Annotated in this window: 18 protein-coding genes; 3 read left to right on the top strand and 15 right to left on the bottom strand. The window is 61.2% G+C overall.

Annotated features, from left to right (window positions below; all coding sequences use genetic code 11):
* Positions 1-13 precede the first annotated feature (13 nt).
* The 5 genes from ETW24_RS04260 to ETW24_RS04240 all read right to left on the bottom strand — a co-directional run bounded on the left by ETW24_RS04260 (position 14) and on the right by ETW24_RS04240 (position 5,822).
* Positions 14-655 (bottom strand): acyl-homoserine-lactone synthase, encoded by a 642-nt coding sequence (locus tag ETW24_RS04260; RefSeq protein ID WP_129369906.1) that lies wholly within the window; start codon positions 653-655, stop codon positions 14-16.
* A gap of 93 nt (positions 656-748) precedes the next feature.
* Positions 749-1,468: a helix-turn-helix transcriptional regulator gene (locus ETW24_RS04255; RefSeq protein ID WP_129369905.1), complete on the bottom strand. Its 720-nt coding sequence runs from the start codon at positions 1,466-1,468 to the stop codon at positions 749-751.
* Between the two features lie 354 nt (positions 1,469-1,822).
* On the bottom strand, positions 1,823-3,109 hold the full coding sequence (gene ccrA, locus ETW24_RS04250) for a crotonyl-CoA carboxylase/reductase (protein WP_129369904.1): 1,287 nt from the start codon (positions 3,107-3,109) through the stop codon (positions 1,823-1,825).
* A 112-nt stretch (positions 3,110-3,221) separates the two neighbouring features.
* Entirely contained in the window at positions 3,222-4,652 is a 1,431-nt protein-coding gene (locus ETW24_RS04245) for a 1-acyl-sn-glycerol-3-phosphate acyltransferase (protein ID WP_129369903.1), read from the bottom strand.
* 81 nt (positions 4,653-4,733) lie between these two features.
* Positions 4,734-5,822 carry an acyltransferase family protein gene (locus tag ETW24_RS04240; RefSeq protein WP_254695696.1) on the bottom strand — a complete coding sequence of 363 codons (1,089 nt, stop codon included), beginning with the start codon at positions 5,820-5,822 and terminating at the stop codon, positions 4,734-4,736.
* Positions 5,823-6,027: 205 nt separating this feature from the next.
* Between ETW24_RS04240 and ETW24_RS04235 the strand changes: the two genes are divergently transcribed.
* The 3 genes from ETW24_RS04235 (at position 6,028) to deoD (ending at position 9,156) form a co-directional block, all read left to right on the top strand.
* On the top strand, positions 6,028-7,995 hold the full coding sequence (locus tag ETW24_RS04235) for a protein meaA (protein ID WP_129369902.1): 1,968 nt from the start codon (positions 6,028-6,030) through the stop codon (positions 7,993-7,995).
* Positions 7,996-8,112: 117 nt separating this feature from the next.
* Positions 8,113-8,430 carry an H-NS histone family protein gene (locus ETW24_RS04230; RefSeq protein WP_129369901.1) on the top strand — a complete coding sequence of 106 codons (318 nt, stop codon included), beginning with the start codon at positions 8,113-8,115 and terminating at the stop codon, positions 8,428-8,430.
* A gap of 21 nt (positions 8,431-8,451) precedes the next feature.
* Positions 8,452-9,156, top strand: coding sequence for a purine-nucleoside phosphorylase (gene deoD, locus ETW24_RS04225; protein ID WP_129369900.1), 705 nt, complete (start codon positions 8,452-8,454; stop codon positions 9,154-9,156).
* A gap of 243 nt (positions 9,157-9,399) precedes the next feature.
* On the opposite strand, the gene ETW24_RS04220 is transcribed toward deoD, so the two are convergent.
* The 10 genes from ETW24_RS04220 to sdhC form a co-directional block, all read right to left on the bottom strand.
* Positions 9,400-10,254 carry an urea carboxylase-associated family protein gene (locus tag ETW24_RS04220; RefSeq protein WP_129369899.1) on the bottom strand — a complete coding sequence of 285 codons (855 nt, stop codon included), beginning with the start codon at positions 10,252-10,254 and terminating at the stop codon, positions 9,400-9,402.
* A 99-nt stretch (positions 10,255-10,353) separates the two neighbouring features.
* Positions 10,354-11,523, bottom strand: a complete 1,170-nt coding sequence (locus ETW24_RS04215; RefSeq protein WP_205877353.1) for a type III PLP-dependent enzyme — start codon at positions 11,521-11,523, stop codon at positions 10,354-10,356.
* 336 nt (positions 11,524-11,859) lie between these two features.
* Positions 11,860-12,057 (bottom strand): hypothetical protein, encoded by a 198-nt coding sequence (locus ETW24_RS04210; protein ID WP_129369897.1) that lies wholly within the window; start codon positions 12,055-12,057, stop codon positions 11,860-11,862.
* A 47-nt stretch (positions 12,058-12,104) separates the two neighbouring features.
* Entirely contained in the window at positions 12,105-12,257 is a 153-nt protein-coding gene (locus ETW24_RS24165) for a hypothetical protein (RefSeq protein WP_164982686.1), read from the bottom strand.
* Positions 12,258-12,386: 129 nt separating this feature from the next.
* Positions 12,387-13,097, bottom strand: coding sequence for a ZIP family metal transporter (locus tag ETW24_RS04205; protein ID WP_129369896.1), 711 nt, complete (start codon positions 13,095-13,097; stop codon positions 12,387-12,389).
* Positions 13,098-13,142: 45 nt separating this feature from the next.
* Entirely contained in the window at positions 13,143-13,412 is a 270-nt protein-coding gene (locus ETW24_RS04200) for a hypothetical protein (protein WP_129369895.1), read from the bottom strand.
* A gap of 119 nt (positions 13,413-13,531) precedes the next feature.
* Positions 13,532-14,311, bottom strand: a complete 780-nt coding sequence (locus tag ETW24_RS04195) for a succinate dehydrogenase iron-sulfur subunit (RefSeq protein ID WP_129369894.1) — start codon at positions 14,309-14,311, stop codon at positions 13,532-13,534.
* A gap of 11 nt (positions 14,312-14,322) precedes the next feature.
* Positions 14,323-16,128, bottom strand: a complete 1,806-nt coding sequence (sdhA, locus tag ETW24_RS04190; RefSeq protein ID WP_129369893.1) for a succinate dehydrogenase flavoprotein subunit — start codon at positions 16,126-16,128, stop codon at positions 14,323-14,325.
* Positions 16,129-16,146: 18 nt separating this feature from the next.
* A complete protein-coding gene (gene sdhD / locus ETW24_RS04185; protein WP_129369892.1) occupies positions 16,147-16,518 on the bottom strand; it encodes a succinate dehydrogenase, hydrophobic membrane anchor protein in 372 nt (123 codons plus the stop codon).
* A gap of 17 nt (positions 16,519-16,535) precedes the next feature.
* Positions 16,536-16,919: a succinate dehydrogenase, cytochrome b556 subunit gene (gene sdhC / locus ETW24_RS04180; RefSeq protein WP_129369891.1), complete on the bottom strand. Its 384-nt coding sequence runs from the start codon at positions 16,917-16,919 to the stop codon at positions 16,536-16,538.
* Positions 16,920-16,945 lie beyond the last annotated feature (26 nt).

Here is a 16,945-nt window from a genome sequence, read left to right as displayed (position 1 = left end):
GATTTCGCCTCAATCAGCCGGTGAGAGCCATGGGTGCTGCTGCACTGGCACTGCCAAAGGACCGATCGAACCAGAGCTGCGACAGATCAGGGGCAATCCCGGCCTTGGAGGCGACGTTCAGATAGACCTCAGGCGTGTATTCCCACAGGCCGAGGCAGATCCGTTCACGGCCTTCGCCCTGGGTGCCGATGATGTCCGGGCTGAAGCCGAGGCTGCGGTAGATCCGCACCATGCGCCGGTCAAAGACCCCGGCGAAATGCGCGACGGAAAAATTGCGCATGATCTCGACCCCGCCCAGGGTCAGCGCCCCCGCCACATTGACGCCCGCGTCGCGTGACAGGCAGAAGCGGGTGCATTCCCAGATCAGCGGGCTGCAGATCGGCACCCCGCCGGCCAGGTCAAGAAAGACGTCATTGACCATCACCGGGCCAGTGGTCGGAAGAAACCGCATCGAGCCGCCATGGCTGCCATCCGGCATTTCCCAGACCACATAGAGCGGATCCAGCTGGTCGTACTGGTCGCGCTCCTCCCCCTTGCGGTCCACCTGCACCTCCCAGCCCAGCCGGGCCTGGAATTGATCCGCACGGTCGCGGAACATTGTGTGTGCAAGGTCTGCATGGTTGTGAAGATCATGGCCGTAGATATAGCGAAGCATTGATTAGTCCCCTTCTGGTAGATCAGTGGGGACAGATTACGCCTGCGAAATGCAATTTCAGAGTGTATTTACAAAGACCGTCACACTCTGACGTTAAACTACAATAAAACCGAGTGTCATGGCCCGGGCAATGGCGTGCGTCGTATTGATTGCACCAAGCTTGAACCGGGCACTTTCAATATAGACACGCAGCGTGTGCTCGGAGATTGACAGGGTTTTTGCCACCTGTGCACGGCTGTAACCGATAGCCAGCAATGTCAGGGCGTCCACTTCACGCGGCGACAGCGGCTGAGCCTGCTCCGGGCTGCGGCTGGGCTCAAACTCAAGCGCCTTCCGGTTGAAATAATGTGCCATCAGGATCATATCGCGGCTGCAGCGTTCCGTGAGCTTTTCCCAGGTCTCGTCGTCGCAATTATGGCTGACGGTAAACACCGCAAATTGCCCGTTCGGCCCGCGGATCGGAATTGAGTAGCCCTGGTTGCCGACCCCATGCTCCAGCGCGTCTTTCAGGAACTCGCGAGCCGGTTTCGGCGACCAGTCCAGCCGCTTCCAGTCAACCGGGTGGAACCGCTGATAGCAGCCGGCCACCACCGGATCGACCCGCACATAGGCCATTTCCTGGTAGCGCTCGACCCAAGCCTGCGGATAGGTGCCGAAATGGTAGTGGTCGCCGGCGCTGTCGACCCAGTGATACATGGCATGATCAACCCCGAACACGCCGCGCACCTGGTCAATAATCAATTGCAGCCCGTCAAGGGTCTTGGTGGCGTCAAGCGCCTCCAGAATGCGGTCCAACTCTGCCTTATGTGCCATTGCCGTATACCAGTTCAGTCCAGAGCCTGCCCGATCCGGCTATTCACAACCAGCAAGGCTGTCTCGGGGTTCGTTGCAGACAACTGTTGTTCTTTTGCAGTGCGGGGCTTTGTGCGGTCAATGACAACCTCAAGGGTTTGGGCAGTTTACTGCTGCCAGGCATCCGATTGCGCGGGTATTGCGCCGGGAGCGCAACACCAACAACATAATTTCGCGGCCTGCGAACCGCGCCTCCCCAGAAATAGGGAGGGCGCAGCGGTTAACTTCCTGAAACGGATAAAATTACAAAAAAACCCGCGAAGCACATATGTGATTCGCGGGGAGATTTCAGTCCATCCTGGACGCGCCGGCAAATCAGCCTTTGGCGTCGAGCACATCCTGAAGGGTGCGCAGGCCGGTCTTCGGCGCCTGAACCAGTACCGACATGTTGCCGGGAAGGTGCTCGTTGCGCAGCATCTTCATATGCGCCTCCGGCAGATCGTTCCAGGTAAAGACTTCGGACATGCAGGGATCCAGGCGGCGCTCGACCATCAGTTTGTTTGCAGACGCGGCCTGCTTGAGATGGGCAAAATGCGAACCCTGCAAACGTTTCTGATGCATCCACATGTAGCGCACGTCAAAGGTCAGGTTATAGCCGGTGGTGCCCGCGCAGATCACAACCATGCCGCCCTTTTTACAGACGAAAGTCGAGACTGGAAAAGTGCTCTCGCCGGGATGTTCGAACACCATGTCGACGTTTACGCCTTTGCCGGTGATGTCCCAGATCGCTTTGCCGAATTTACGCGCTTCCTTGAACCAGGCAGCGTATTCGGGGGTGTTCACTGTGGGCATTTGTCCCCAGCAATTGAAGTCCTTGCGGTTCAGAACGCCCTTGGCGCCCAGCCCCATGACAAAGTCGCGCTTGCTTTCATCCGAGATCACGCCGATGGCGTTGGCGCCGGCCGTGTTGATCAGCTGGATCGCATAAGACCCCAGGCCGCCCGAAGCGCCCCAGACCAGCACGTTCTGGCCCGGCTTCAGGTCATGCGGCTCGTGGCCGAACAGCATCCGGTAAGCGGTGGCGAGCGTCAGCGTGTAGCAGGCGCTTTCTTCCCAGGTCAGGTGCTTGGGGCGCGGCATCAGCTGCTGGGCCTGCACATTGGTGAACTGAGCGAACGAACCGTCCGGGGTCTCATAGCCCCAGATCCGCTGGCTGGTCGAGAACATCGGATCGCCGCCGTTGCATTCCTCGTCGTCGCCGTCGTCCTGGTTGCAGTGGATCACCACCTCGTCGCCGACTTTCCAGCGGGTGACTTTGGAGCCGACCGCCCAGACGATGCCGGCAGCATCGGAACCGGCAATGTGATAAGGCGCCTTGTGGCCGTCAAAGGGTGAGATCGGCGTGCCGAGGGAGGCCCAGACGCCATTGTAGTTGACGCCCGCCGCCATCACCAGAACCAGCACTTCGTTGCTGTCCAGCTCGGGCACGTCGACCACTTCCTGCTCCATCGCAGTGTTCGGCTCGCCGTGGCGTTCCTTGCGGATCGCCCATGCGTACATCTTTTTGGGCACATATCCCATCGGGGGCATTTCGCCCATCTCATAGAGATCTTTCTCGGGCGCCTCGTACGACATGACGTCAGTCTGGGTATCCAATGCCATGATGGCCTCCTTTGCATCCTGTCAATTGCCGCGGTGCAGAATCGCAGCGGTTACCTGAGGGATAGGATTGAGAAGGTAATATTGCAACCTCTTTTGGCAAGTATGGGTAACTTTATGACCCTGCAGATGCAGCATTGTCCTTGGCAGGTGCAGAAAAACCGTCGCCGCCATCCGCGTTCGGACCGTTTCGAGGCAACAGGTGGCGGATCGAATTGGCATAGAAGGCCAGCAGATCGCGCCGCGCCGCGACCGGGCTGAACCGCCCGTTGTTCTCGGTGATAAGACCGCGCCGCGCCAGCTGCCTCAGCCCTGCGTCCGCGGCATAGGCCAGGTTTTCCCGCGGCATGTGGACATGGGCCAGCGGCATCGCCGCAATCAGATCCGCCAGCTGATGCTCAACCGCGGCACGGCTGAGGGGACCGTGCTGCTGCAGGATGGCGGCAATCAGCGGCACCGGCAGAACCGGGACAATGGTGCTGATCCGTGCCATCAATTCACGCCCCAGCGGCTTGGTCATGTCCCCGTCCCGCCCGGCGCCAAACGTGGCCAGGCTGAGGGGGCGGCCAAAGTTCACTCCGGCATAGCCCGAACGGTGGTAACGCCCGGTCATCCACAGCCACAACAGCCGCAGCAGCCGCAGCGCCACCAGGCCGATGCGGGCCCGGAACCTGCGATCGCCATCCTTGGCAGCAGAGGTCAGGATCCTGTCTTCCAGCACCCGGTCGTAATTCAACGCCACCGGCACAAAGACCACATCGCGCCCCTCCGGGTCATAACCTTCGACAATATACTTCAGCAGGCCCAGCTTGGGTGCAGCAATGGCACCGTCCAGGCTTAGGCCCCCTTCGGGAAACATCGCCTGGGTGGATCCGCCGCGGGTTGCCAGCCGCACATAGGAGGCCAGCACTTTGCGGTAGAGATCATTGCGCGAACGGCGGCGGATAAAATAGGCGCCCATCGCCCGGATCAGACGTGACAGCGGCCAGACCCGCGCCCACTCCCCCACCGCATAAGACAGCGCCGTGCGATCCGCCGCCAGATAAGTGACCAGCACATAGTCCATGTTCGAACGGTGGTTCATCACAAAGACCACCGTTGCATTTGGGTCGATGGCGCGCAGCGCCGCCTCGTCCTGATGGCCCAGCCGCACCCTGTAGACCGTATTGGACAACAGCCGCGCCGCGCGGATGGCGAGGCCGAAATAGGCAAAAGCGGAAAACCCGGGCACGATCTCGCGGGCATAGCGGCGCACCTGTTCAAACGCCACGTTTTCGGGAATACCTTCTGCCGCTGCGTGATCCGCCGCTGCCTGCGCGACCTGCGGATCGTGGATCAGCCGCTGAATCATGTCGTGGCGCCGGGCCAGCTTGAACGGCTCAATCGGGCGTTCAAGCCGCTTGTTCAGCCGCGCCACCGCGCGCTCCAGACGCCGCCGGAAAAACCAGCGCACCGAAGGAAACAGAAAATGCGAGGCAAAAGTCACCGCGGCGAAGCCCACGATCAGCATGAATAACCACAGCGGAATTTCCACGGTTTGCGTCATATCAGGACAGTTGCGCAGGCCGCAGGGTGTTACAAGGGAAATTGAAGGCGCGCACCGGTCCTGCCGCAATGCTGCCGCGCATTACTCCCGTTGCAGGCCGTCCGGCACATCCGCCGGTCTGGGCTCCTGGAACCACGCACCCAATCGTCTGGCAAGAGATTGCGAGGGCTTCTCGACCCAGGTGAAGACACCCCAGGACAGCAGCACTATCCCGCCCAGCACCCCCGCAGCGCTGGCAAGATACACCGCGCCGGGCAGGCCTGGGGGTAACAGGGACAACAGCGTGATACCGATATTGTTGTGCAGCAGATAAACCGAATAACTGACCAGCCCGATCCAGGACAAAGGCCGCCATCCCAGCAGCCGCGCCGCAGGCAGGCGCCAGGCGCAGGCGGAAACAATCAGGTAGATCAGCGTCAGTATTGCAGCCTCTCCCGTGTCCTGCGCCATGCCCAGCGCCACCGCAAAACTTGCCCCCAGCAGCGCAAGCGTACGGGTGCAGGCGCCATGGCTGTATACCTGGGCAAAAAGGACACCGGCCGCAAACAAATGCGCGTAGCCCACGAGCAGCAGCATGTTCAGTTGCAAAGGCACAAGGTCCGGAAAAATGAAGTCCGCCGCTAACAAGACAGATTGCCCGGCCAAAAGCACCAGGGCTGCACCTTCGGCAAACCGGCGGGGCCCGAAGACTGCAAACAAAACCGCCGCCCAGAGGTAAAACAGCACTTCACAGGTCAATGTCCAGTACACCCCGTCTATGTAGCCGTCGAAGCCGAAATTGAACCGCCAGAAGGCTGGGGGGATAAAGCTTAGCGATGCCGCAAAGCCGCTGAAGCCGGTCTGCACAGAGTTGCTGAATGCGCTGTCGACGAGGTGCATAGCCATAAAAGTGATGACCGCGCAGACCGCCAGAGGCGGCCACAGCCGCAGCAGGCGCTTGAACAGAAACACGTGCAAGCCGCTTCCGGACCTGAGCGAGACCGAAATGACAAAACCGGAAATGACAAAGAACAGGTGAACACCAAGGTAGCCGTAACCCGCCACGGGCAGAAGGCTGTCCCCATAGGGGTAGAATTCTGGAAAACGCTGAAAGTAGTGGAACAGAACGACGGACAGCAAGGCAATGGCGCGCAACCCGTCAAATTCGGTCAGCCTGCTGGTTTCAGCCATAATGCCCTCAATGAAAATTAGATATAAATACCGCGGACCCTATGCGGGAGGCGGCTTTGCCGCAATCTACCTTTTGGAGAAACTGAAGAAATTGATACCGCTAAGGGAAATGCCGCAACGCAGCGAATTGACATGGGTCGAAAATTGCAGTTTACATCTGCGTGACGAAATAAAATTACCGCCACACTGACTCGCGAGGCCCGACATGCCGCAGATGCAAAAAGACCGCCCCTGGCTGATCCGCACCTATGCCGGCCACTCCACGGCATCGGCGTCCAACGCGTTGTACCGCGCCAACCTGGCCAAGGGACAGACCGGCCTGTCGGTGGCCTTCGACCTGCCGACACAGACCGGGTATGACAGCGACCACGTGCTGGCGCGCGGCGAAGTGGGCAAGGTCGGCGTGCCGGTCGGCCATCTGGGCGACATGCGGGCGCTGTTCGATCAGATCCCGCTGGAGCAGATGAATACCTCGATGACCATCAATGCGACGGCGCCCTGGCTACTGTCGCTTTACATCGCGGTGGCCGAGGAACAGGGCGCGGATGTCGCCAAACTGCAGGGCACGGTGCAGAACGATCTGATCAAGGAGTACCTGAGCCGCGGCACCTATGTCTGCCCGCCCAAACCCAGCCTCAAGATGATCGCGGATGTGGCCGAGTATTGCTATACCAACGTGCCCAAGTGGAACCCGATGAACGTGTGTTCCTACCACCTGCAGGAGGCCGGTGCCACGCCGGAGCAGGAGCTGGCCTTTGCACTGGCCACCGCCCAGGCGGTTCTGGACGAGCTGAAGCCGCGCATCGCGCCGGAAGACTTCCCGGCGATGGTCGGGCGGATCTCCTTCTTTGTGAATGCGGGCATCCGCTTTGTCACCGAGATGTGCAAGATGCGCGCCTTTGTCGATTTGTGGGATGAGATCTGCCGCGACCGCTACGGCGTGGGCGATCCGAAATTCCGCCGCTTCCGCTATGGCGTGCAGGTCAACTCGCTGGGCCTGACCGAACAGCAGCCGGAAAACAACGTCTACCGCATCCTGATCGAGATGCTGGCGGTGACCCTGTCGAAAAAAGCCCGCGCCCGCGCGGTGCAGCTGCCCGCCTGGAACGAAGCACTTGGCCTGCCCCGCCCCTGGGACCAGCAGTGGTCGATGCGGATGCAGCAAATTCTGGCCTATGAGACCGATCTGCTGGAGTATGGCGACTTGTTCGATGGCAACCCGGCGGTGGATGCCAAGGTCGAAGAGCTGAAGGACGGCGCCCGGGCCGAACTGGCCAACCTGGAATCGATGGGCGGCGCCGTCGCCTCGATCGAGTACATGAAGGGCCGCCTGGTCGACTCCAACGCCGAGCGTCTGAACCGGATTGAAAAGAACGAGACCGTTGTGGTCGGCGTCAACAAATGGACCGAGGGCGAGCCTTCGCCGCTGCAGACCGAAGACGGCGGCATCATGGTTGTGGACCCGGCAGTCGAGCAGGAGCAGATCAACCGCCTGAACGCCTGGCGCGCTGAACGCGATACTGCGGCGGTCGAAGCTGCACTAGCCGCCCTGCGGGCTGCGGCGAAAAGCGGCGCCAATATCATGGAGCCGTCCATCGCCGCTGCCAAGGCTGGCGTCACCACCGGCGAATGGGCCGAGGAGATGCGCAAGGTCCACGGCACCTACCGCGGTCCGACCGGCGTGTCGGCGTCCGTTTCCAATAAGACCGAAGGACTGGACGACCTGCGCGATGCGGTGAATGCGGTCAGCGACGTCCTGGGCCGCCGGATCAAATTTGTGGTTGGCAAGCCGGGGCTGGACGGCCATTCCAACGGCGCCGAACAAATCGCCTTCCGTGCCCGCGATTGCGGCATGGACATCACCTATGACGGCATCCGTATGACCCCGGCAGAGCTGGTCGAAGCCGCGCAAAAAGACGACGCCCATGTGGTTGGCCTGTCGATCCTGTCCGGCAGCCACCTGCCGCTGGTCGAGGAAATGATGAGCCGGATGCAAGAGGCCGGTCTTGGCCACATCCCGGTGATTGTCGGCGGGATCATCCCCGATGACGACGCGGCAAGGTTGAAAACCATGGGCGTGGCTCGCGTTTACACCCCCAAAGACTTTGAGCTCAATTCAATTATGAGCGACATTGTGAACTTGGCAAGGCCACCGGAAATTGCAGCAAATTGATCTTTCTTAGGCAATTTTCCGCGAATTTCCAAAAAGATGCTGAAACGCGTCTGGCATTTGCGCCATAAGGAATGACATACCGGGGCTTCCGGTATGTCATTTAATGTGGAGTGCAGAATGACCCTCGATCTTTCGGCAATGACCAGAAAAGAACTTCTTCAGCTGCAAAGCGATGTGGAAGAAGCGCTGCGCACAGCAGAACTGCGCGAACGCCAGGAAGCTTTGAAAGCGGCTGAAGAAGCGGCTGCGAAATACGGCTTCTCCCTGGACGAAATCGCCGGTGCTTCGCGCCAGGGCGTAAAGAAAAACAAAGCGGCCCCCAAATACCGCAACCCCAGCAACCATGACGAAACCTGGACCGGCCGCGGCCGCAAACCGCATTGGGTGCATGCTGCGCTGACTGCAGGTATGGATATTTCCGACCTGGAAATCTGAACCTGACCGCGGAGCAAAACCATGACCATTCATATTGGCGCTGCAAAAGGCGATATTGCGGAAACTGTTTTGATGCCTGGCGACCCCTACCGGGCGAAATGGGCTGCTGAGACATTTTTGAAAGACGCCAAACTGGTTAACGAAGTGCGCGGCATGCTGGGCTACACCGGCAGCTGGAACGGGCATCCGGTGACCATTCAAGGCAGCGGCATGGGGATGCCCTCGCTGTCGATCTACGTCAATGAGCTGATCCGTGATTTCGGCGCCAAGACGCTGATCCGCATCGGCTCCTGCGGTGGCATGCAGGACAGGGTCAAGGTCCGCGAAGTGATTCTGGCGATGACTGCCAGCACTCTGAACAGCCCCTCCAGCGGCATCTTCCGGGAGCTGAACTTTGCCCCCTGCGCTGATTGGGGCCTGCTGCAGGCGGCGGCGCAAGCTGCGGCGAAACGTGATGGCGCAACACATATCGGCGGCATCTACTCGTCAGATGTGTTCTATGACGAGCGCCCCGATCTGAATGAACAGATGGTGCGTCACGGCATTCTCGGCGTGGAGATGGAAGCCGCAGAGCTTTACACGCTTGCGGCCCGGCATGGCTGCCGGGCTCTGGCAGTGCTGACGGTGTCTGACCATCTGCGCACCGGCGAAGCCTTGCCGTCCGATCAGCGGGAACGCAGCTTTGGCGACATGGTGGAAATTGCGTTGGAAGCCGCATTTTCCTGATGTCGCTTTAATTCATTAAAAAGTAAGGGCAGCGGTTTTCCTCTGCCCTTTTTATTGCCAGCCTGAATTTTTGACCAATGCGGCCAAGAGCCACTTTGAATGCATTCTCTGCCTGCATTGCCTCATGGTGCCCTTAAGGCTGAACGCGTGTGACGCCGCTGCATTCCAGAAAATCCCTATCTCCCCAGAATTCACGCCAATATTGGCGCTTCCGGTGAAACTGCAGCTTTCCTTTTCTGACCGCTACCGGCCATGGCTGCGGTCATAACCATTGCGGGGCGGGCTTTGCCAGCCCTTCAGCGCGCTTGCTGCGGGTGCGAAGATCTCGACCAGCAGCGGATGGCAGGCAGCGGTATCGCTGGAATGCTCAGCCGAGCAATCGCCGCCGGGACAGGCGCTGAGGGCGCCGAGAAGATCAATTTCGGCAAAGAACTCCAGATAATCACCGGGCCGCACCGGGCTGGCCTTCATGAAGTACTGGCCGGTATCCCGGGTAAAGCCGGTACACATGAAGACGTTAAGCACGTCATGCACATGCGGTTCCGCCTCCGCCAGGGAAAGGCCGAGATGTTCCGCCAATGCGCGTGTCAGGTTGGAATGGCAGCAGTGGTGGTACTGGCTGCCGGCCAGCAGGTTGCCGGTGTAAGGATCGCAGCGGGTGCCGATCACGTCATGCACCGAGCCGCCGAAATCATCGATCCCGTACCAGCCCAAGGTATCTGCGGTAATCGTGGCCATGGGGCGCAGATGCGGGAAACTGGTCCACATCCGCTCGCCCGTGGTGATATGGGTGCCATGCAAGGCACGGGTCTTGCCGGAATAGAACCGCTCGCTCAGGTCGTTCCTGTTCCACAGGTTAAGGTCGCCGACCTGCGGCCCCTCCACTGAGCTGATCCGGAAGAAATGCCCGGCCGGCACCTCAAAACAAGCGGCTTCGCGGGGCTGCGCCAGCACCTCGCCGGTTTTCACTGCGCCCAGCCGGGCCTGATGATACAGTGCCAGATCGGGCTTAGGCAGGGTCTCGTTGGGATAGCAGACCACGGGCTGGACGGCGCGGCGGGCCTCCGCATCGGCGGGGGCTGCGGGTATGTCGGTCATGGGGCAAGCCTTCCTGTCTGTTTGCCCCATCAAGACCGCATCGCCGCGGGCTTGCAAGCCCCGCCGCAACGGCCGGAACACCCGGCCGCATCACAACCGTCAGATCACCACAACATCCAGCGGCGGGAAGCCGTTGAAGCCGACCGACGCATAGGTCGAGGTATAGGCGCCGCAGGAATGGATCACCACGCGGTCCCCGCCCCTCAGCCCCAGCGGCAGCTGGTAGGGCTTGCGCTCGTACAGCACATCCGCGCTGTCGCAGGAAGGTCCGGCAAGAATGCAGGGGCCGGTGTTCTCGTGGTCACGGTCCGTGGTGATCCGGTAGCGGATCGCCTCGCCCATGGTTTCGGCCAAACCCGAGAACATGCCGATATCGAGATAGACCCAACGGTGCAAGTCATCGTCATGCTTACGCGAGACCAGCAGCACCTCGGCGGCAATGGCGCCTGCCTCGGCCACCAACCCGCGGCCCGGTTCGGCCATGATCTCCGGCACATCGCCGAAATACGCGCCAACCTGCGCCATCACTGCGCGGGCGTAATCTTCGGCCGGCATCATGTCCGAACCATAAGAGGCCGGAAAACCGCCACCGATATTGAGCAGGTTCAGCTTATGGCCTGCCTCATGCGCCTGCCGCCAGACCCGCGCCACCTGCTCCAGCGTGCCCTGCCACATCTGCGGTTCGCGGGTTTGCGAGCCGACATGGAAAGACAGGCCTTCGACCTGCAAGCCGCGGGCGGCAGCATAATCCATCAGCTTCAGCGCCTTTTCCGGCGTGCAGCCGAATTTGCGGCTGAGCGGCCAATCGGCTTCGCTGGCCTCAACAATCAGCCGCAGGCAGATCTTGGCACCCGGCGCATGGGCAGCCAGCTTATCCAGCTCCTCACGCGCATCGGCGGCAAAATGGGTGATGCCGATGCTGTGGGCAAAGGCAATGTCGGCAGGCCGTTTGATGGTGTTGCCAAAGGTGATCCGGCTGGCCGCGGCCCCCGCCGCCAGGCACATTTCGATTTCCGCCCGGCTGGCCGCGTCGAAATTGGATCCCTCCTGCACCAGCCGCTCAAGAATGCCAGCTGCCGGATTGGCCTTGACCGCATAGTGAATGCGGGCGCGGCCCAGCCCGCGGGCCAATGCTTGGTATTTTGCGGCAACCGCTTCGGCGTCCACCACCAATGTCGGCCGCTCGAACCGGCTTGCGGCGATGAAGCTCGAAGTGCGGGATACAGTTTCGCAATTACGGGCAGCCAGCCCGGCTACGTTTGCGTTCATGGTCATCTCCAAAAGACCCGGCCATATATGACCGCTCAGTTCTGTCAGAGACGTTACCGTCGCTACGTAACCGTAGGGGCGTAACCCCTTTCGCCAGAGGCGCGTGCGTTGGCGTCTTGGGCGTCCATATCGGGCATGTGCCTGAGTCGTTCAAGTGTTTTCTTTGCCATGCCTGCAGCAGACCGGCAGACCGGTGCGCTCCCGCCTGTTTCAAGGGCTTTGCAAAGCCCCGCCGCAGTTGGGCCCGGCACCGCGCCTTGGCGCGGTGCCGGGCCCAAGGCCGCACGGAAGGCGCTCCGGCGCAGCCGGTGCGCCTGCGGGCGCGGGAGAGTTTCCCTAGGGCTTACGCTGCGGATTGCCGCAGATCCGCGGGGCTTCCCCGCCCGGCGCAACCGCGCCGCAATAGCTGCAGCGCCATTGACTTTTGGCGCGCTGCTGGCGCCAGCGGCAATTCCGGGTCAGACCGGAGGCGCTGCGGCGCCACAGGAAATAGCCGAACACACCGGCGAGGAGAAGCAGCAGCAATAGGGGCATGGCCCTTGTCTATGCGGCGGCAGCAGCAAGCTCAACCGCTATGAACCTCAAGCCGCCTGATAGTATTCGATCACCCATTCGCCGGGGTCAGCCTCCTCAACCGCCGGCAGCGGTTCCGGGGTGTAATAGGCGAAGGCTTGCTCCAGCGCTTCCAGTGCGTCTTGTGCGGCCTGCTTCTTTTTTGGTTTCACGGGGTTCATCTGGTTGCCTCCATAGTCTGGCAATATCCTCCCTCGCGGAGGAGGATAGGCGCAGGCCAAACCCGCTGCAGCAGATGATTGTGCAAAGGCGCCATGCAGGCACCGCATTGCAAACCCGGCGGGAAAGTCTCAGCCGGTCAGAAGCTCCCCGGCCAGCCCCAGCGCAAATCCCGCAACCGCACCCAGTGCCGGCACGCTGCTGCGGCTGGAATGGGCCTTGGGCGCGATATCCTGAAACAACAGATAGAGGATTCCGCCAGCCGCAAAGATCATGATCGCCCCCAAGGCGGCGCGGGCGTCCGCCAGCCAAACAAGTCCTGCCAGCGCGCAGACCGGCCCCAGCGCGGCCAGCCCGAGAAAGGCCAGCAACACATGCCAGGCCGGGCTGCTGCCATTCCAGACTTCGCGGAAGGCGGCAAAGCCTTCGGGCAGGTTCTGCAGGAAGATCATCAGCGCCAGCAACTTGGCAGTGGCAGCATCGGCCACCAGCATTGCGCCAAGCGCCATCGCCTCCGGCAGGTAGTCCAGCAGCATCGCCAGAAGCAATGCACTGCTGCCGCCATGGCGCTGTAACAGCGTATCGACCGCATAAAACACCGCTCCGCCAGCGGCAAACAGGCCAACCGCCCAAGCGGGCGGCAGCACCCCGGCCGCTTCCGGCACCAGCACCAGCGCCACTGCCGAGGCCAGCGCCCCGCCGCCAAAGGCCCCGATGGTGTGCAGCACTTCGTCCCGTAGCATCGGGTTGCGGATATGCTCGCACCAGGCAAGGAAGCCGCCCAGCGGCATGGCGAGACCGGCAAGCCCGGCTAAAAGAATGGCAAAAACATGTGGTTGCATGCCTGCAGCCTAGGGGCGGCTCTACCGAACCTCAACCCGATTGCGTCAGGCGTTAATGCAGGAGGTTGCCTGCGCCGCCTGCCCGTCCGTCACATTTTGCCCGGACTGCACGGTCCGCAAGACAATTGCCCCGGCCCCATGGCCCAGGAACTCGGTCCGCACCCGGTATTGCCCGGTAATGCCTGCCGCGTCGATACAACCGGGGATGCGGGCGTCGGTGGCCGCAAGCTGCGCGCCCAAGCGGTCATTGTCTGCCGCCGACAAGCAGCCTGAAAGAATGCTTAAGGCCGCAATGGCCGGAAAGATGGTTTTCATTTCTGTGCCTGCCGTTTGCCTGGGGAAAAACAATACCCCCGGTTTCGCAGGAAACCGGGGGTGGTGCAATTTTCATCGCTGCTGGACAGCGGATCCTTGCGGATCAGTCGTGTTGCATATCAAACGCTGCGCTCGACCATCATTTGCTTGATATGCGAAATCGCCTTGGCCGGGTTCAGACCCTTGGGACAGGTCTTGGCACAGTTCATGATGGTGTGGCAGCGGTAAAGCTTGAACGGGTCTTCCAGCTGATCCAGACGTTCAGGCGTGGCCTCATCGCGGCTGTCGATGATCCAGCGGTAAGCATGCAGCAGGGCTGCGGGCCCAAGGTACCGGTCGCCGTTCCACCAGTAGCTTGGGCAGGAGGTCGAGCAGCTGGCGCACATCACGCACTCATAAAGCCCATCCAGCTTCTTGCGGTCCTCAATCGACTGTTTCCACTCCTTTGCGGGGCGGTTGGTCTTGGTTTCCAGCCAAGGCATGATTGAAGCATGCTGGGCATAGAAATGCGTGAGGTCGGGAATAAGGTCCTTGACCACCGGCATATGCGGCAGCGGATAGATTGCCACATCACCCTTGATCTCATCCATGCCATAGATACAGGCCAGCGTATTGATGCCGTCAATGTTCATCGCGCAGGAGCCGCAGATCCCTTCGCGGCAGGACCGGCGGAAGGTCAGGGTCGGATCAATCTCGTTCTTGATCTTGATCAGCGCGTCCAGCACCATCGGCCCGCAGCTGTCCATGTCCAGGAAATAGGTATCGACACGCGGGTTCTGGCCGTCATCCGGGTTCCAGCGGTAGATCTTGAACTTGCGCACATTGCTGGCGCCGTCCGGCTTGGGCCAGGTTTTGCCCGTGGTGATCTTAGAGTTCTTCGGGAGGCTGAATTGTACCATGATCTGTCTCCTTAGAACGTCCGCGCCTTGGGCGCGATTTTGGCAAGGCTGATGCCGCCTTCTTCTTCGGTGGACAGCGGGTCGGTGATCACCGGACGGTAGCTGAGCTCTACCTTGTTGCCCGCCACGCGGGAAACGGTGTGGACACGCCAGTTTTCATCGTCGCGGGTCGAGAAATCCTCATGCGCGTGGGCGCCGCGGCTTTCCTTGCGGGCCTCGGCGCCAACAATGGTGGCCAGCGCGCTTGGCATCAGGTTTGTCAGCTCCAGCGTTTCCATCAGGTCGGAGTTCCAGACCAGCGACCGGTCGGTCACCTGCAGGTCGTCCAGCTTGGCGGCGATCGCGGTCATCTTCTCGACGCCTTCGGCCATGGTTTCCGCAGTGCGGAACACAGCGGCGTCGGCCTGCATGCATTTCTGCATCTCCAGCCGCAGATCCGCAGTCGGGATGCTGCCTTTGGCATTGCGCAGGGCATCAAAACGGTCAAACGCCTTATCAACAGAAGCCGTGTTCAGCACCGGGTTCGCCGCCTCAGGATCCACAACCTTGCCCGCGCGGATGGCCGAGGCACGGCCAAAGACCACCAGGTCAATGAGCGAGTTGGAGCCAAGCCGGTTGGCGCCATGCACTGAGGCACAGCCAGCCTCGCCCACGGCCATCAGGCCCGGCACAACACCGGTCGGATCGTCAGCCGTCGGGTTCAGCACCTCGCCCCAATAGTTGGTCGGGATGCCGCCCATGTTGTAGTGCACGGTGGGCAGAACCGGGATCGGTTCCTTGGTGACGTCCACACCGGCAAAGATCTTGGCGCTCTCGGAAATGCCCGGCAGCCGTTCCGCCAGCGCCTCGGCGGGCAGATGTGAAAGGTTCAGGTGGATATGGTCGCCCTCGGCGCCCACACCGCGGCCTTCGCGGATTTCCATCGTCATCGAGCGGGAAACATAGTCGCGCGGCGCCAGGTCTTTGTACTGGGGCGCATAGCGCTCCATGAACCGTTCGCCTTCGGAGTTGGTGAGGTAGCCGCCCTCGCCCCGCGCGCCCTCGGTGATCAGGCAGCCGGAGCCGTAAATACCGGTCGGGTGGAACTGCACGAACTCCATGTCCTGCAGCGCCAGGCCGGCACGGGCCACCATGCCTCCGCCGTCGCCGGTGCAGGTATGCGCCGAAGTGGCGGAGAAATAGGCGCGGCCATAACCGCCGGTCGCCAGCACCACCATCTTGGCGTTGAAGATATGCATGGTGCCGTCATCAAGCTTCCAGCACACCACGCCCTGGCACTGCCCGTCGTCGGACATGATCAGGTCGATGGCGAAATACTCAATATAGAATTCGGCGTTGTTCTTTAGGCTTTGGCCATAAAGCGTGTGCAGGATCGCGTGGCCGGTGCGGTCAGCGGCGGCACAGGTGCGCTGCACGGCGGGGCCTTCACCGAACTCGGTGGTGTGGCCGCCGAACGGGCGCTGGTAGATCTTGCCTTCCTCAGTGCGCGAGAACGGCACGCCATAGTGTTCCAGCTCGTAAACCGCCTTGGGGGCTTCGCGCGCCAGATACTCCATCGCGTCGGTGTCGCCCAGCCAGTCGGAGCCCTTGACGGTGTCATACATATGCCACTGCCAGCTGTCGGGACCCATGTTGCCCAAGCTGGCGGCAATACCGCCCTGCGCCGCCACGGTGTGGGAGCGGGTCGGGAACACCTTGGTCACGCATGCAGTACGCAGCCCCTGTTCCGCCATGCCCAGCGTCGCGCGGAGGCCAGCCCCGCCGGCGCCAACCACGACCACGTCATATTCATGTGTTTCGTATTCGTAAGCAGCCATTGATGGAAACCTCGGAGATTACAGGGCCAGGCGGATCAGCGCATAGGCGCTGGTCGCGGCGACGGCATAAGACAGGCAGTTGACCAGAATGATCGTCAGGCGGCCTTTGACGCCGTGAACATAGTCTTCGATCATGATCTGGGCGCCGGACTTGAAGTGCATCATGCCGACCCAGATGGTCAGCGCCGCCACAAGCGCCGGGAACGGGCGCGCATAATAGGCGGTGATCTCCTCGTAAGATCCGCCCAGCGCTGAGCCGAAGGTGAAGACAAACAGCGGCACCAGGATCAAGAGAGCAACCGAGCTCACCTGCATCGCCCAATGGTGGCTGGTTCCGGATTTTGCAGCGCCCATGCCAACGGCGCGCTTGCGGTCAGTCAGAAATCGCATCGCGTGTGTCCTTCAGCTTAGACGATAATGATGGTCAGAACGGTCAGGATCACTGATCCTGTGATCACAAACCAGCCCAGCTTCTCGGCCTGGTCCAGATCCAGCATATAGCCATTGTCCCAGATCAGGTGCCGGATACCTGCAAGCGTGTGATACCAAAGACCCAGCGCCGACAAGGTCATCACCAGATCGCCGAACCAACTGGTCAGCACGCCATTGGCAATGGCGAAGTATTCAGGCGAGGTTGCGGCGGCCAGGAACCACCAGGCAATCAGCAGCGCCGAGACGATCAGCGCATTGCCGGTGATCCGGGTCAGGATCGACGTCAGGGAGGTCAGCTGCGGCCGGTAGACCTGCAAATGCGGCGAAAGCGGGCGGTTGCCCCGATTGACATCGGCCATGTTGGCTCCTTTTCAGGTTGGCTGAC

Source organism: Leisingera sp. NJS204, from assembly GCF_004123675.1.
In the GTDB taxonomy this organism is placed as follows: domain Bacteria; phylum Pseudomonadota; class Alphaproteobacteria; order Rhodobacterales; family Rhodobacteraceae; genus Leisingera.
This window is presented reverse-complemented; position numbering and strand designations above follow the sequence as displayed.

Excerpts from the sequence above, each read along its gene's own strand:
- ETW24_RS04245 (WP_129369903.1), bottom strand. The coding sequence starts at position 4,652 with ATGACGCAAACCGTGGAAATTCCGCTGTGGTTATTCATGCTGATCGTG.
- ETW24_RS04200 (WP_129369895.1), bottom strand. The coding sequence starts at position 13,412 with ATGAAAACCATCTTTCCGGCCATTGCGGCCTTAAGCATTCTTTCAGGC.
- ccrA (WP_129369904.1), bottom strand. The coding sequence starts at position 3,109 with ATGGCATTGGATACCCAGACTGACGTCATGTCGTACGAGGCGCCCGAG.
- ETW24_RS04240 (WP_254695696.1), bottom strand. The coding sequence starts at position 5,822 with ATGGCTGAAACCAGCAGGCTGACCGAATTTGACGGGTTGCGCGCCATT.
- ETW24_RS04260 (WP_129369906.1), bottom strand. The coding sequence starts at position 655 with ATGCTTCGCTATATCTACGGCCATGATCTTCACAACCATGCAGACCTT.
- ETW24_RS04230 (WP_129369901.1), top strand. The coding sequence starts at position 8,113 with ATGACCCTCGATCTTTCGGCAATGACCAGAAAAGAACTTCTTCAGCTG.
- ETW24_RS24165 (WP_164982686.1), bottom strand. The coding sequence starts at position 12,257 with ATGAACCCCGTGAAACCAAAAAAGAAGCAGGCCGCACAAGACGCACTG.
- deoD (WP_129369900.1), top strand. The coding sequence starts at position 8,452 with ATGACCATTCATATTGGCGCTGCAAAAGGCGATATTGCGGAAACTGTT.
- ETW24_RS04215 (WP_205877353.1), bottom strand. The coding sequence starts at position 11,523 with ATGAACGCAAACGTAGCCGGGCTGGCTGCCCGTAATTGCGAAACTGTA.
- ETW24_RS04220 (WP_129369899.1), bottom strand. The coding sequence starts at position 10,254 with ATGACCGACATACCCGCAGCCCCCGCCGATGCGGAGGCCCGCCGCGCC.
- ETW24_RS04195 (WP_129369894.1), bottom strand. The coding sequence starts at position 14,311 with ATGGTACAATTCAGCCTCCCGAAGAACTCTAAGATCACCACGGGCAAA.
- ETW24_RS04235 (WP_129369902.1), top strand. The coding sequence starts at position 6,028 with ATGCCGCAGATGCAAAAAGACCGCCCCTGGCTGATCCGCACCTATGCC.
- sdhC (WP_129369891.1), bottom strand. The coding sequence starts at position 16,919 with ATGGCCGATGTCAATCGGGGCAACCGCCCGCTTTCGCCGCATTTGCAG.
- sdhD (WP_129369892.1), bottom strand. The coding sequence starts at position 16,518 with ATGCGATTTCTGACTGACCGCAAGCGCGCCGTTGGCATGGGCGCTGCA.
- ETW24_RS04210 (WP_129369897.1), bottom strand. The coding sequence starts at position 12,057 with ATGCCCCTATTGCTGCTGCTTCTCCTCGCCGGTGTGTTCGGCTATTTC.
- ETW24_RS04255 (WP_129369905.1), bottom strand. The coding sequence starts at position 1,468 with ATGGCACATAAGGCAGAGTTGGACCGCATTCTGGAGGCGCTTGACGCC.
- sdhA (WP_129369893.1), bottom strand. The coding sequence starts at position 16,128 with ATGGCTGCTTACGAATACGAAACACATGAATATGACGTGGTCGTGGTT.
- ETW24_RS04205 (WP_129369896.1), bottom strand. The coding sequence starts at position 13,097 with ATGCAACCACATGTTTTTGCCATTCTTTTAGCCGGGCTTGCCGGTCTC.